Source organism: Luteolibacter sp. LG18, from assembly GCF_036322585.1.
Classification (GTDB): Bacteria; Verrucomicrobiota; Verrucomicrobiia; order Verrucomicrobiales; family Akkermansiaceae; genus Luteolibacter.
Window position 1 is genome coordinate 63,489 of record NZ_AP024600.1, and the last position, 12,584, is coordinate 76,072.

The window sequence follows — 12,584 nt, forward strand, 5'->3', positions numbered from 1 at the left end:
TCGGCACTCCTTCACGAAAAAAGCGCTCCCGTCACCGGAAGCGCTTTTCGAAAAACGATCTGAACCCGCGGCTCAGTCGAGGAACTTGATCTTGCCGATCGCGGGCAGCTTGCCAGCGGCCATGGCGGCGTGCTGCTCGTCGGTGCAGGAGGAATTCGTAGGCGCGTCGGCGGCGGCCTCGCTCTTGGTGAGGTAGCCGTTCTCGATCAGCCAGGCTTCCACCTCGTCACCGCTGATGTCGGCGAGCATCTTGCCATCGATCTCCACGCACGGGGAGAGCGGCTGGCCGCTGCGCTGTTCCATTTCCCAGCGGAAGGCCGGGTTCTTGATGATGTCCTTCTCCTCCCACTCCAGGCCGTACTTGCGGAAGATGGCGCGGACGCCCTCGCTCCAGCCGCAGAAGGTCTTGAGGTAGGCGGTGATCTTCGGTTGCGCGTTGCTCATGGGCCGCACCATACCCCCAAACCGCCCCGCGACAAGCCGAAGAAGACGGAAGACTCGAAGACGCAAGAAGTAAGAACGAATCCCCGTCCACGCATCCCCCTCCAGTCTTGCTTCTTACTTCGTGGAGTCTTGAATCTCTCCCCCATGCGCCCGTTCATCAGCACGAACCTCGCGATCTCCGCGGATGGAAAGATCTCCGCCGCGGACCGCCGTCCGTCCGGCTGGACCTCCGCCGCCGATCACGAGCGCCTCCAGCACCTGCGGAAAGGCGTGGACGCCCTGCTGGTGGGGCGCGGCACCTGGGCCGCCGACCGGATGACCCTGACCGTGCGCGGCCAGGAGCGGCAACCGCGGCGCTGCGTGGTCTCCCGCGATGGCAAATTCGACCTCGCCCACCCCATGTTCACCACCCCGGGCGGCGACATCCACCTGCTGGTGACCGGAAACGCGGACGCAACCGCCCCGGTCGGAACCATGATCCACCACGGCTCGCTGGAAACCTTCCTCGACACCCTCGCCCGCCACCACGGCGTGGGCCGCCTCCATTGCGAGGGCGGCGGCTCCTTGATCCGGGCGCTGGCGGAGCTCGACCTGATCGACGAATTCCACCTCACCTGGGCAGGCCACAGCCTGTTCGGAGGCAAGTCCGCACCCACCCCCACCGGAGTTCCGGGCGCGTTTTTACCGGCATCGCTCGCCTTCGAGCTCACCGGATTCGAACCTGCGGCGGGCGAGTGCTTCCTCAGCTACCGCCGCAAGCGGGCCTGAAATCAATGGCCGTGCTCGGCCTCTTTGTGCTCGGCGTCCTTGTGTTCGCCGCCTTCGTGCTTCTCGCCATGACCGGCCGCTTCCTCGTGGCCGCCGTGCTCACCACCGTGGGCCGCGCCGTGGGCACCGTGGGACTCATGCAGTTTCTTGGTTTCCTCCCAATCGTGGCGCTCGCAGGAAACGAAGGCCACGGTCGCAAGAACAAGAAGCATCTGGAAAACTTTCATCGCGCGCCCTGAATAGCCGCCTGCGCCGTCGTGCCAAGTTCAAATGAGCGCCGAAGGCGAGAGTCCAGATCCCAGAAACCAGATTCCAGAGGAGAGGAAGAGGGTTGGATGCTGCAATTGGACCGCGGACTTTAGTCCGCTCTTCCCGGTCAAAGATGCGGACTGAAGTCCGCGGTCCAATTGGTGGAGACGTTTCTGACAAGGATCTCTTCCTCTGGACTCTGGTTTCTGGACTCTGGATTCTCGGCCTAGCCGCAAGCCCTACGAGTGCCGCAACCAGCGCTCCACCGCCTCCGCCGCCCGCTCGTGCGCCCCGGGGCCGCCGAGCTTCGCCGCCGTGGTGGCCAGCCCGCCCTGGACATGCTTCCGATAGACCGGATCATCGAGAAAACGCGTCAGCGACCGCTCCACTGCCTGCGGCTCCGCGTCCGCCTGGATCAGTTCCTCCACCACTTCCTCGCCCGCCAGGATGTTCACCAGGCCGATGAACTCCAGCTTCACCAGCAGGCTGCCGAGGATGTAGGTCGGCCACGCCACCTTGTACACCAGGCAGTAAGGCAGGCCGAAATACGCCGCCTCCAGCGTGGCCGTGCCGCTGGCGATCACGCCGCAGGCCGCCCGCTGCATCAGCTCGTGGCTGCCACCGTCCGTGACCTCCACATAGCCGCCGGAGCCGGTGACTTCCACCTGCGCCCGCATCCAGGCCGCCAGCTTCGGCGACGCCGCCGGGGCCTGGAAACGCAGGCCCGGCCGGTCCCGGCGCATCGTCCGCGCCGTTTCCAGCATCATCGGGAACAGCCGCGACACCTCGCGGTTCCGGCTCCCCGGGAAAAGCCCCACCAGCGTCTCGTCCACGGTCACCCCGGAAATCCGCCGCTCCTCCAGCTCATCCACCAGCGGATGACCCACGAAAGTCGTCTTCAGCCCCGCCTCCTCGAAAAGCGGCTTCTCGAACGGGAACAGGCACAGCATCTCATCGATCAGCCGCACCATTTTCGGAATCCGGCCCTTGTTCCACGCCCATACCTGCGGGCTGATGTAATAGACCACGCGGGTCTCCGGCAGCTCCTTCTTCACCGCCTCCGCAAACCGCAGGTTGAACCCCGGATAATCGATCAGCAGCAGCACGTCCGGCCGGATCTCCCGAACCTCGGCCAGCATTTCATCGAAGCGAGCCTTGAACCACCCGTAGTGTTTCAGCACCTCCCAGACGCCCACCACCGCCGCGTCCTCCACCCAATCCCGCACCTTCGGGCCGCCGATGGCCGCCATTTCCGGCCCCCCGGCCCCCGCGATCTCCAGCGCCGGGTGCAGGTGATGAAGCGCCCGCAGCAGGCCCGCGCCGTGCGCGTCCCCGCTCAATTCCCCCGCCACCACGTAAACGCGCCCTGCCATACGCAGCCACCCTAACGGACCACCGCCGCCGCTGGCCACGAAAATTCCGTGCCGCCCCCGTTCCAATTCCTCATTGATTTCACCGCTCCGCCGTCCTTAATCCTCCCGCCGCTCAGGCCCAGACGATTCCGATGCCCAAAGATATCCAAGACTCACCGCAGCTTCTCGGCGAAATCTCGCAAGCCCCCAGCGCCTTCGAGCAGTTCCTCGAGCGCAACCAGAAGGGCATTGTCGTCTTCGCCATCGTCGCCGCCCTCGCCGGTTGCGGCTGGGTGATCTACCGGAGCAAGAAGACCGGTGAGGAAAAGGACGCCGGCGCCGCCCTCATCAAGGCAGAGGACCTCTCCGCCCTCCAGGCCGTCTCCAAGGAATACCCCGGCACCCAGGCCGCCGGCAGCGCCGTGGTCCTCTCCGCCGAAAAGCAGTGGACCGATGGCCAGCAGGACGCCGCCATCGAGACACTCAAGGGCTTCATCCAGTCCCAGCAGGACCACCCCGCCCGCGCCAGCGCCCAGGCCTCCTTGGCCGCCAAGCTCATGGCCCAGGGCAAGAACGCCGAAGCGGAAACCGCCTTCCAAGCCGTCATTTCCAACCCCTCCGGCAAATTCCTCGCCCCCTACGCCCTGATCCAGCTCGGCGATCTCGCGAAGATCGGCGGCGATGTCGAAAAGGCCCGCGGCTACTACGACCGCGTCAAAACCGAATTCGCCGACAGCAGCTTCGCCGGACTCGCCAGCCAGCACCTCTTGACCCTCAAGGCGAAAGCCCCGGCCGAAATCGAGCCGCGCCCGGCTCCCGCCCCCACCCCGGGTGCCCCGAACATCCCCGGCTTCCCGGGTGGCGGTGACGAAGTCGCCCCCGGCAATCTGTTCCAGCCCGGCGCTGGCGGCGGAGCCCCCTTCGGCGGCCTCGGAGCCCCCGTTCCGACGGACGAACCGACCCCTGCGACTCCCTCCAAATAAGGGAATCTCGAAAAAGGGAATCAATTTGACTTTTTGAACCTCCAGCTCTCAATTCCAGCGTGTTCAAGAAAGTGATCGGCCAAGATACGACGGAACCTGCCCGTCCGGCACCCCCAGCCCAGGATACGTTCCGCACCGAGCCCCCGGCCCCGGCTCCATCGTTTTCCCCCACTCCCGCGACCTCCGCCCCGGTGTCACGCCCCGGCGCATCCGCGACCCGCAACGTCCTCTCCTCGGACGTTGAAATCAAAGGCTCCGTCAAGTTCACCAACGACCTCGTCGTCGATGGCAAGATCGAGGGCGAAATCGCCTCCGATGGCAACCTGACCGTCGGCGAAAACGCCCGCATCAAGGCCGAAGTGAAGACCGGCACCCTGGTCGTTTACGGCAAGATTCACGGCAACATCACCGTCGCCGACCGCGTCGAGCTCAAGGCCAGCGCCGAAGTCGTCGGTGACATCAAGGCCAAGACCCTCGCCATCGAGGCCGGTGCCATCTTCGTCGGCAAATCCACCGTCGGCACCCCGGCCGGTGGCACGCCCGCCGCCGCTCCCGCCAAGGGCGAGACCAAGCCGCAGGACGTCCCGAAGCAGGACACCCTCGCCGGCGTCGTCCAGTAATGGCCGCCCACACCTCCGGATTCGTCCCAGCCTGACCCCGCCATGGCCGCAGAGCCCGCGCGCCATCGCATCGAGCTGACCTGCCCGGAGTGCAGCCATGTGCAATCCGAGCCCGCGCTCGTGGTTTCCACCACGTGCCGGGCTTGTGGCGAAAACTACCAGGTGAAAGACGGCAAGGCCGTCTCCCGCCAGCGGCCGTCCACCCGCTTCGTCGGCCACCGCGTGCGCCCTCCCGAACCGGAGGAGCCGGACGAGGAGGCCGCCAAGAAGCCTCCGTCTCCTTTCAAGCGCCCGGAGCCCCCCGCCCCGCCCGCGCCCGGCCTGCTCCAGCGCCTCTTCAGCCGCCCCCAGAAGCCCCGCCGCGTGGTGTGCTTCGATTGCGGCCGCGAACATGTCGCCGTCCCGAACGCCCAATCGAGCCAGTGCCCGTATTGCGGCTTCTACATCAGCCTCCGCGATTTCACCATCGATGAGCGCTGGAACCGCCGCATCCAGACCCGCGGCGATGTGGTCATTGAAAAAGGCGGCTCCGTCTCCGGCGTCCCCATCACCTGCCACAATCTCACCGTTCTCGGCGAACTCGCCGCCGCCGTCGAGTGCTCCGGCGACCTCGTCATCCTCAGTCACGGCAAGATCCCCGGCAAGGTCCGCTGCCACACCCTGCGCGTGGAGCGCGGCGCCCGCGTCGAGTTCCTCCACGCCGTCCAGGCCGCCGAAGTCTTCGTCGATGGCCAGCTCACCGGCCAGGTCCACTGCACCGGCGCCGTCGTCCTCGAAAAGCGCGCCGAGCTCCGCGGCCTCGTCCGCGCCGCCCGCCTCCAGGTGAAGCAGGGCGCGAAACACAGCGGCGTCATCGAGATCATCCAGCCGAAGGAGGAAGAAGAAGCCCCCTCCGAACACGGCAGCGAGTGAGCCGCCCCCCGGCTTTGAAATCTCAAATTTGAAATTTCAAATCAGACGCCACTCCTCCCGCCCCGGCGACATATGACGTGCCGCATCCCCGGCATGTGACGGAATATCTAACAAATCCGCTTCGCCATCCGCGCACCGGGCTGCTAGAGACGCCGCATGCCTTCATCCACCCTCTCCAAATTCCGCGCCCTCACCTTGGCCGCCGGATTCCTGGCGTCAGCCACCGCCGCCCGCGCCACCCTTGTCGATGTCAGCCAAGACGCCTACGCCACCACCGGCACCGGTGCGAACTCCGGCAAGATCGGCAATGTCGCCGTCTCCAAGAAAGAGACCGGATTCTTTGACTTCGACCTCTCCAGCCTGCCCCCCGGCATCACCGCCGACAATATCCAGCAGGCCAATCTCCGACTGTTCTTCCGCACCACCACCGGCACCGGCACCATCGCAGTGGTCCCCGTCACCGGCCAATGGAATGAAGACACCCTGACCGGCAAGAACGTCCCCGGCACCGGCGCCACGCTCGCCACCATCGATGCCACCGACATGCGCGACTACACCTCGCTCGTCGTCGATGTCACCAGCCTCGTGAAGGACTGGGTCGCCAATCCCGCCAACAACAACGGCATCGCCCTCAAGACCTCGGACGCCAACCTCCGCACCCTGGTCGACAGCAAGGAAAACGCCCTGACTGGCAAGGGAGCCTCGCTCGACATCACCATCACCAGCGCGGGCCCCCAAGGCCCCGCCGGTCCGGCTGGCCCGCAAGGTCCTGCCGGTCCGCAAGGCCCCCAGGGCCAAGTCGGCCCACAGGGACCGCAAGGCGAGACCGGTCCCCAGGGTGCCACCGGTCCCCAGGGAGTGGCCGGCCCGAACGGCCCCCAGGGTCCGCAAGGTCCTGCCGGCCCACAGGGTCCCCAAGGCCCCGCCGGAGCCGATGCGCCCGAACTGGTCAACTTCCTCGGCGGCTTCAATGGCGCCACCACCTACGCCAAGAACGACCTGGTAATCTCCGCCACCGCGGACACCTACTTCTACTCGCTCGTGGACGGCAATACCGGCAACACCCCGGAAAGCAGCCCCGCCTCGTGGACCGGCGTCGGCATTTCCCAGCTCAAGAGCATCCGCAGGCAACTGACCACCAACGCCCCCGGCTTCTGCTCGCTGATCTCCATCAAGCTCACCGGCACCGAGACCGCCGGCGGCCGGATCTTCTACACCGTCCGCGCCACCGATGGCGGCTCGCAGATCGCCACCGAGCAGGGCGTCATGCAGTACCTCGCCACGGCGAACTCCGTCACCTGCACCGTCGATACCAGCGACAAGCTCCACCTCGGCACCGTCAACTCCGGCTCCACCCCCGGTTTCTTCAACCCGGGCTCCCAGCCGGGCGTGAGCATTTTCGACAACGTGTCGTTCTCCAGCCCGGCCCCCATCGTCGTGAATGAGGTCACCTTCCGGATCCTCAATGTCTCCGGCGCGAAACTCCGCCTGGAACCCTGATCCCCGGCTTTCCGCCACGGATCTCCAAGGCCGCCCCCTCACCCGAGGGCGCGGCCTTTTTCGCACTCGGGCGTTTACCTCCCGGAAATCCCGCACCAAAGTCCGGCATGCCCGCCGCCGCCACCGCGCTCGACCTGAAGGAAGAGATCCTCGCCCTGAAAAAGGCCCGCAACGCCGTCATCCTGGTCCACAACTACCAGAGCGGCGACATCCAGGACCTCGGGGACTACGTCGGCGACTCCCTCGGCCTCGCCTACCACGCGAAATCCACGGACGCGGACGTGATCGCCTTCTGCGGCGTCCATTTCATGGCGGAAACGGCCAAGATCGTGAACCCTTCCAAGATCGTCGTCCTCCCGGATGCCGATGCCGGCTGCTCCCTCGAGCAATCCTGCCCCGCTCCCCAGCTCGAGGCCTACCTCAAGGAGCACGCGGACAAGAACTACTACGTCATCGCCTACATCAACTGCTCCGCCGGGGTAAAGGCCCTCTGCGACGTGATCTGCACCTCCGGCAACGCTGTGAAGATCGTCAACAAGGCCCCCGCCGACCGCCCCATCCTCTTCGTCCCGGATGCCAACCTCGGTGCCTGGGTCATGGAACAGACCGGCCGGAAAATGGACCTGTGGCAGGGCTCCTGCTACGTCCACGTCGAGTTCACCCGCGATTCCATCAACCGTATCAAGGCCGAGTATCCCGAGGCCCTCGTCGTCGCCCACCCGGAATGCACCCAGGCCGTGCGCCTGCTCGCCGACGAGGTGTGCTCCACGGAAAAGATGATCACCTTCTGCCAAAACGCCCCGGTGAAAGACATCATCGTCGTCACCGAGAGCGGCATGCTCCACCGCCTGCGCAAGGAGTGCCCGGACAAGAACCTCATCCCCGGCCCCACCGACCGCTGCGCCTGCGCCGACTGCCGCTACATGAAGATGAACACCCTCCAGAAGCTCCGCGACTGCCTCGCGAACCTGGAGCCCCGCGTCGAAATGGAGGAATCCATCCGCGCCCGAGCCGAAGCCCCCCTGCTGCGCATGCTCGAGCAGTCGAAGTGAGGTTTCCAATCGGCCTCTCCCTGGAGGCCCGCCCACTCTCCCGTCCCGGAGGGACCCCAGAAATTAGCCGGTGGTGAAACCACCGGACCTGTCAGATCGTGGGTATGCGCCCCGGTTGGGGCGCGAGAGGGTCACCACAAGTAGCGGGAATCGAATTCAATCTCGGAGCGTTCCAGCATCGCTAGGTATTCTTCTTGGAAGCCTTTCAGCCTGTGATGCTCCCCTTGGTTACTCACATAATCACGAACCCGGCTTCGATCCGGGGCGGCAACGGTGAACGCCCCATATCCCTCCTGCCAGGCAAAGCCCGCTAGCCGCATCGTCTGGTGCATCCATTTGGAGGATTCGCTTTTGATTTCGCGCATGACGTCCGCCAGGCGGTGGGTGGCGTTCAGTCCCAAGAGGATATGAACATGATCGGCGATTCCGCCCACCGCGTCGGGAATACCTCCGAGCCCGCGAACCACGCCGCCGATATATTCGTGCAGCCGGGGTTGGGTGGATGGGCTGATCCACGGCTCCCGGTTTTTGGTCGAGAACACCACATGGTAGTGGAGCGAAAGGTGGGTCGAGGGCATGGTGGCGAGCCTCTCGCTCCCCTGACCGGGGCGCAAGAATGAGATGGCGCTCTGGTCCGGTGGTTTCACCACCGGCTAATTTCTGGGGTCCCTCCGGGACGAAAATCCCCGCAGTTGCGAGCCTGGGAAAACTTTACACAATTTCGGCCGATTCTTTTGAACGTCTGCCATCACCCCGGGGTCGAATCCCTTGAAAACCGCACGCAAGTCGCAGTTTTCATGTAAGGGTGAACAGCAGTTGTCAGCCCCTGCCACCGCTTGCGGTGTGTTGAGGTTGATGAACTTGGCCGTCGGGAGTGGGTGCTCCCGGCGGCTTCATTTTTTCGGGGCATCACTTGTTGGAATTGATATTGATGCCCGGCGGCCGCCCCCCTTTACTACGCGGGCCCGCGGCAACGGCGGGCGGCTTTCCGCATGATCGAAAACATCCGCAATTATTACGGTCTGATGATGGTGGTCCTGGTGGCCCTCTTCCTCAGCTTCCTGTTCACCGGTTTCAGCGGTTCCAAGGCCGCCATGGGCGGAGGCCAGGCCTACATCCGGATCGATGGCACCACCTATGACACCGGTGCCTACCAGAAGCAGGGCATCGAGGGCCGCAAGCTCGCCATGGGCCTCCAGATGTATGAATTCGTCAGCAACCTCAACGGCTTCGGCGGCCGTGGCGACGATGACGAAAGCTCCGAGTCCTTCTTCATCAACCGCATGCTCGTCCGCCAGGCCGGTGAGCAGTTCGGCATCCACCCCTCCAAGGACGAACTCGCCGCTTACGTAAAGGAGATGTCCGCCTTCGCCGGCAAGGACGGCAAATACGACCCCGTCACCTACAAGAACATCGTCCAGAAGGGCATCGGCCGCCTCGGCATGGTCGAGCCCGACCTCCTCGAACTGGTCAGCGACGCCGTCATCGCCCGCAAGCTCGGCGAAATCCTCGGCAGCGGCCTCGGCGTGAACCGCCAGGTCGTCGCCGACTCATCCGCTCTCAACCGCCAGCTCATCTCCGTCCAGCTCGGCAAGATCGCCCTCGCCCCGTTCAAGGACACCATCAAGCCCACCGATGACGAGGTGAAGGCCTACTGGGACACCATCCAGGACTCCTTCAAGACCGAGGAAAAGCGCAAATTCACCTACATTCTCGCCACCCCGCAGCTCCCGGAAGCCAAGCCGGAGGAACAAAAGCCGGATGCCGAGAAGAAGCCCGAGGACGCCGCCAATCCTGCCAAGCCGGACCCGACCAAGGAAGATCCGAAGCTCATCGAGGAACGCCGCAAGAAGGAGAACGAGCTGACCGCCCGTGTCGACGACCTCTTCAACGACATCCAGAACAAGAAGGGCGGCGACTTCGAAGCCCTCGCCAAGGAGCAGGGTTTTGAAATCAAGACCACCGAGCTCTTCCCGCTCTCCCAGGCCCCGGCCGATCTCTCCGTGACCCTCCGCTCCAGCGGCGGCAGCGGCCGCGCCGTGGACACCCTGTTCAACATCAAGCAGACCAGCGACCCGATCTCGAAGTTCTCCGACCCGATCGCCGTCGGCACCAACCAGTGGATCGTCGCCCGCCTCGACACCGTGGAGGAATCCCGCACCAAGACCTTCGAAGAAGCCAAGGAGCAGGCCAAGGCCCAGTACATCGAGGAAAAGGCCCGCGAGGCCATGCGCAAGGATGCCGACGAGAAGCTCAAGAAGATCCGCGAGGCCATCACCGGCGGCAAGTCCTTCGCCGATGCCGCCAAGGACGCGGGACTGGAAACCAAGCCCTTCGGCCCGGTCACCATGTCCACCCGCCCGACCGGCGACGACGCCCCGGCGTCCCTGTTCCGTGACGTCAGCACGGTCGATCCCGGCACCGTTGCCGACGTGGTCGCCGAGCCGACCCAGGCCTTCATCGTCTTCGTCGAGAAGCGCGAGGTCGAAAAGATCGCGGACTCCGCCAGCCGTCTCGATTCCGAGGTCACCAATGCCGCCGGCCAGAACCGCATGCGCGCGTTCATCGCCTGGCTCGCCGACCGCACCGAGGCAGCCAAGGTCGAGCACCTCTACAAGAAGAACAGCTGATCTTCGGAATGTCCGAGCGCGATACCCTCTTCGATGACGCCAACGGCCATCTCGCCGTTGGCGAGATGGAGGAAGCGATCGTGCTCTACCGCCGTTGCGTCGCCCTCGACCCGGCGTTCTTTGATGGCTGGCACGCCCTGGGCATGGCGCTGCTGAAAACCGGAGAGGTGAAGGAGGCCATCGGCTGTGGCCTCCAGGCCGTCACCCTCCGCCCGAACGATCTTCTCGCCTGGACCGGCCTGTCCCAGATGTATGTCCGGGACGGCAACATCCCCGAGGCCGAAACCGCCAAGGGCAACGCCCGCATCCTCTCGCTGGGCGGCAAGGTCGTCCGGGAATAGACGGAAGACTTGAAGACGTAAGACGCAAGACGCAGAGTCCGCGTCGTCCGCACCGGTCCGCTTCTTCCTCCGGTCTTACTTCTTGCGTCTTCGAGTCTTCCGTCTTTCTCCCATGTTCTTCCTCACCACCGCCATCGATTACACCAACGGCTCGCCCCACATCGGCCACGCCTATGAGAAGGTGCTCGCCGACGTGATCGCCCGCTACCGCCGCCTCCGTGGCGACGAGGTGTTCTTCCTCACCGGTGTCGACCAGCACGGCCAGAAGGTCCAGCAGACCGCGGAGAAGGAAGGCGTCCACCCCGCCACCTACGTCAAGCGCACCACCAAGAAGTTCCTCAATCTCTGGGACAAGCTCGACGTCCGCTATGATGGCTGGGCCGAGACCGTGGACGAGCGTCACAAGGCCTGCGTCCGCAAGATCCTCTCCACCCTCAAGGACCAGGGCCAGCTCTACCAGAAGACCCACAAGGGCTTCTACTCCGTCCGCCAGGAACAGTATCTCACCGACCGCGACCGCAACGAACAGGGCGAGTTCGGACCGGAATGGGGCGAGGTCACCGAGATCGAGGAGGAAAACTGGTACTTCAAGCTCAGCGACCACATTGGCTGGCTGAAGGATTACCTCGAAAAGACGGACAACTTCGTCCTCCCCGCCTTCCGCAAGGCCGAGCTGCTCAACGCCCTCGAACGCTCCGGCGAGACCGACCTCTGCATCTCCCGCCCGAAGGAGCGCCTGCGCTGGGGCATCGAGTTCCCCTTCGATCCCGGCTACGTCACCTACGTCTGGTTCGATGCCCTGATCAACTACGTCTCCTTCGTCGGCTACGAGGCCGCGCCGGACGCCGGGCTCCCCGATTTCGCGAAGATCTGGACCGGCAATCCGCCCGCCACCCACATCATCGGCAAGGACATCCTCATCCCCGCCCACGGCATCTACTGGCCCTGCATGCTCCACGCCATGGGCTTCCGCGACGACCAGATGCCGCAGCTCCTGGTCCACGGCTGGTGGAACCGAAAGAGCAAGTCCGGCCAGAGCGAGAAGATGTCGAAGTCCCTCGGCAACGTCGTCGACCCCGATGAACTCGCCGACAAGTTCGGCGTGGACGCGCTGCGCTACTACCTCGTCCGCGACATCATCACCGGCCGTGATTCCGACTTCGATCTCGAGCGTCTCGTCATGCTCTTCAACGACGAGCTCGCCGACAAGCTGGGCAACCTCTGCAACCGCGCGCTCAACATGAGCCAGCGGTTCACGGACGGCATCCTCAGCCCCGGCGGCCCGCTCACGGAAGACGATCTCGCCCTCCAGAAGTCCCTCGCCGAAACCACCGCCGCCTACCGCGAGGCGATGGACGAATACGAGGTCGCCAAGGCCCTGGAGGCCCTTACCCGCCACGTGGTGCTGTGCAACCAGTACGCCGACCGCATGAAGCCTTGGGAACTGAAGAAGGACCCGGAGCAGGCCGCCCGCGTGCAGACGATCCTCTATCACTTCGCCGAGAACGTCGCCCATTGCGCCGTGCTGCTCTCGCCGGTGCTGCCACAGGCCGCCGCCAAGATCGCCTCCCAGCTCGCCCGTGAGGATCTGCTCACGCTCAAGCTCGATGACCTGAAGTGGGGCCTCCTCGCCGACGGCCACGCCATCGGCAAGCCGAAGCCCGTGTTCCCAAAGATCATCCTTGAGGAACCCGCCGCCGAGTGACGAGCGGGTTCCAGGTCTCCCCGTAGCC

13 protein-coding genes are annotated in these 12,584 nt (G+C 64.9%); 9 read left to right on the top strand and 4 right to left on the bottom strand.

The window, feature by feature from the left end:
* Positions 1-72 precede the first annotated feature (72 nt).
* Positions 73-444: a glutaredoxin gene (locus tag llg_RS00210; RefSeq protein WP_338287473.1), complete on the bottom strand. Its 372-nt coding sequence runs from the start codon at positions 442-444 to the stop codon at positions 73-75.
* A 144-nt stretch (positions 445-588) separates the two neighbouring features.
* Here llg_RS00210 and llg_RS00215 point away from each other — a divergent pair, with 144 nt between their 5' ends.
* Positions 589-1,212 (top strand): RibD family protein, encoded by a 624-nt coding sequence (locus tag llg_RS00215; RefSeq protein WP_338287474.1) that lies wholly within the window; start codon positions 589-591, stop codon positions 1,210-1,212.
* Between the two features lie 2 nt (positions 1,213-1,214).
* Here llg_RS00215 and llg_RS00220 read toward each other — a convergent pair whose 3' ends face one another.
* Together llg_RS00220 and lpxB are read right to left on the bottom strand one after the other, a co-directional pair.
* On the bottom strand, positions 1,215-1,424 hold the full coding sequence (locus tag llg_RS00220; protein ID WP_338287475.1) for a hypothetical protein: 210 nt from the start codon (positions 1,422-1,424) through the stop codon (positions 1,215-1,217).
* Positions 1,425-1,700: 276 nt separating this feature from the next.
* The gene (gene lpxB / locus llg_RS00225) at positions 1,701-2,834 is read right to left on the bottom strand and encodes a lipid-A-disaccharide synthase (RefSeq protein ID WP_338287476.1); all 1,134 of its coding nucleotides are present in this window, start codon (positions 2,832-2,834) and stop codon (positions 1,701-1,703) included.
* 131 nt (positions 2,835-2,965) lie between these two features.
* Between lpxB and llg_RS00230 the strand changes: the two genes are divergently transcribed.
* From llg_RS00230 to nadA, 5 genes are all read left to right on the top strand, one after another.
* On the top strand, positions 2,966-3,796 hold the full coding sequence (locus tag llg_RS00230) for a tetratricopeptide repeat protein (protein WP_338287477.1): 831 nt from the start codon (positions 2,966-2,968) through the stop codon (positions 3,794-3,796).
* 191 nt (positions 3,797-3,987) lie between these two features.
* Positions 3,988-4,416, top strand: a complete 429-nt coding sequence (locus llg_RS00235; RefSeq protein WP_338287478.1) for a polymer-forming cytoskeletal protein — start codon at positions 3,988-3,990, stop codon at positions 4,414-4,416.
* Between the two features lie 42 nt (positions 4,417-4,458).
* A complete protein-coding gene (locus llg_RS00240; RefSeq protein WP_338287479.1) occupies positions 4,459-5,328 on the top strand; it encodes a polymer-forming cytoskeletal protein in 870 nt (289 codons plus the stop codon).
* 156 nt (positions 5,329-5,484) lie between these two features.
* On the top strand, positions 5,485-6,828 hold the full coding sequence (locus tag llg_RS00245) for a DNRLRE domain-containing protein (RefSeq protein ID WP_338287481.1): 1,344 nt from the start codon (positions 5,485-5,487) through the stop codon (positions 6,826-6,828).
* Positions 6,829-6,935: 107 nt separating this feature from the next.
* Positions 6,936-7,880, top strand: a complete 945-nt coding sequence (gene nadA, locus llg_RS00250; RefSeq protein WP_338287482.1) for a quinolinate synthase NadA — start codon at positions 6,936-6,938, stop codon at positions 7,878-7,880.
* Positions 7,881-8,011: 131 nt separating this feature from the next.
* On the opposite strand, the gene tnpA is transcribed toward nadA, so the two are convergent.
* The gene (gene tnpA / locus llg_RS00255) at positions 8,012-8,458 is read right to left on the bottom strand and encodes an IS200/IS605 family transposase (protein ID WP_338287483.1); all 447 of its coding nucleotides are present in this window, start codon (positions 8,456-8,458) and stop codon (positions 8,012-8,014) included.
* 414 nt (positions 8,459-8,872) lie between these two features.
* Here tnpA and llg_RS00260 point away from each other — a divergent pair, with 414 nt between their 5' ends.
* The 3 genes from llg_RS00260 (at position 8,873) to metG (ending at position 12,556) form a co-directional block, all read left to right on the top strand.
* Positions 8,873-10,510: a SurA N-terminal domain-containing protein gene (locus llg_RS00260; RefSeq protein ID WP_338287484.1), complete on the top strand. Its 1,638-nt coding sequence runs from the start codon at positions 8,873-8,875 to the stop codon at positions 10,508-10,510.
* A gap of 8 nt (positions 10,511-10,518) precedes the next feature.
* Positions 10,519-10,851, top strand: a complete 333-nt coding sequence (locus tag llg_RS00265) for a tetratricopeptide repeat protein (RefSeq protein ID WP_338287485.1) — start codon at positions 10,519-10,521, stop codon at positions 10,849-10,851.
* A gap of 112 nt (positions 10,852-10,963) precedes the next feature.
* The gene (metG, locus tag llg_RS00270) at positions 10,964-12,556 is read left to right on the top strand and encodes a methionine--tRNA ligase (RefSeq protein ID WP_338287486.1); all 1,593 of its coding nucleotides are present in this window, start codon (positions 10,964-10,966) and stop codon (positions 12,554-12,556) included.
* Positions 12,557-12,584: the final 28 nt, after the last annotated feature.

What these genes read in the sequence shown, in the direction of transcription:
- llg_RS00245 (WP_338287481.1), top strand. Translation starts at nt 5,485, where the DNA reads ATGCCTTCATCCACCCTCTCCAAATTCCGCGCCCTCACCTTGGCCGCC.
- lpxB (WP_338287476.1), bottom strand. Translation starts at nt 2,834, where the DNA reads ATGGCAGGGCGCGTTTACGTGGTGGCGGGGGAATTGAGCGGGGACGCG.
- llg_RS00215 (WP_338287474.1), top strand. Translation starts at nt 589, where the DNA reads ATGCGCCCGTTCATCAGCACGAACCTCGCGATCTCCGCGGATGGAAAG.
- metG (WP_338287486.1), top strand. Translation starts at nt 10,964, where the DNA reads ATGTTCTTCCTCACCACCGCCATCGATTACACCAACGGCTCGCCCCAC.
- llg_RS00260 (WP_338287484.1), top strand. Translation starts at nt 8,873, where the DNA reads ATGATCGAAAACATCCGCAATTATTACGGTCTGATGATGGTGGTCCTG.
- llg_RS00240 (WP_338287479.1), top strand. Translation starts at nt 4,459, where the DNA reads ATGGCCGCAGAGCCCGCGCGCCATCGCATCGAGCTGACCTGCCCGGAG.
- llg_RS00230 (WP_338287477.1), top strand. Translation starts at nt 2,966, where the DNA reads ATGCCCAAAGATATCCAAGACTCACCGCAGCTTCTCGGCGAAATCTCG.
- llg_RS00210 (WP_338287473.1), bottom strand. Translation starts at nt 444, where the DNA reads ATGAGCAACGCGCAACCGAAGATCACCGCCTACCTCAAGACCTTCTGC.
- llg_RS00220 (WP_338287475.1), bottom strand. Translation starts at nt 1,424, where the DNA reads ATGCTTCTTGTTCTTGCGACCGTGGCCTTCGTTTCCTGCGAGCGCCAC.
- llg_RS00265 (WP_338287485.1), top strand. Translation starts at nt 10,519, where the DNA reads ATGTCCGAGCGCGATACCCTCTTCGATGACGCCAACGGCCATCTCGCC.
- tnpA (WP_338287483.1), bottom strand. Translation starts at nt 8,458, where the DNA reads ATGCCCTCGACCCACCTTTCGCTCCACTACCATGTGGTGTTCTCGACC.
- nadA (WP_338287482.1), top strand. Translation starts at nt 6,936, where the DNA reads ATGCCCGCCGCCGCCACCGCGCTCGACCTGAAGGAAGAGATCCTCGCC.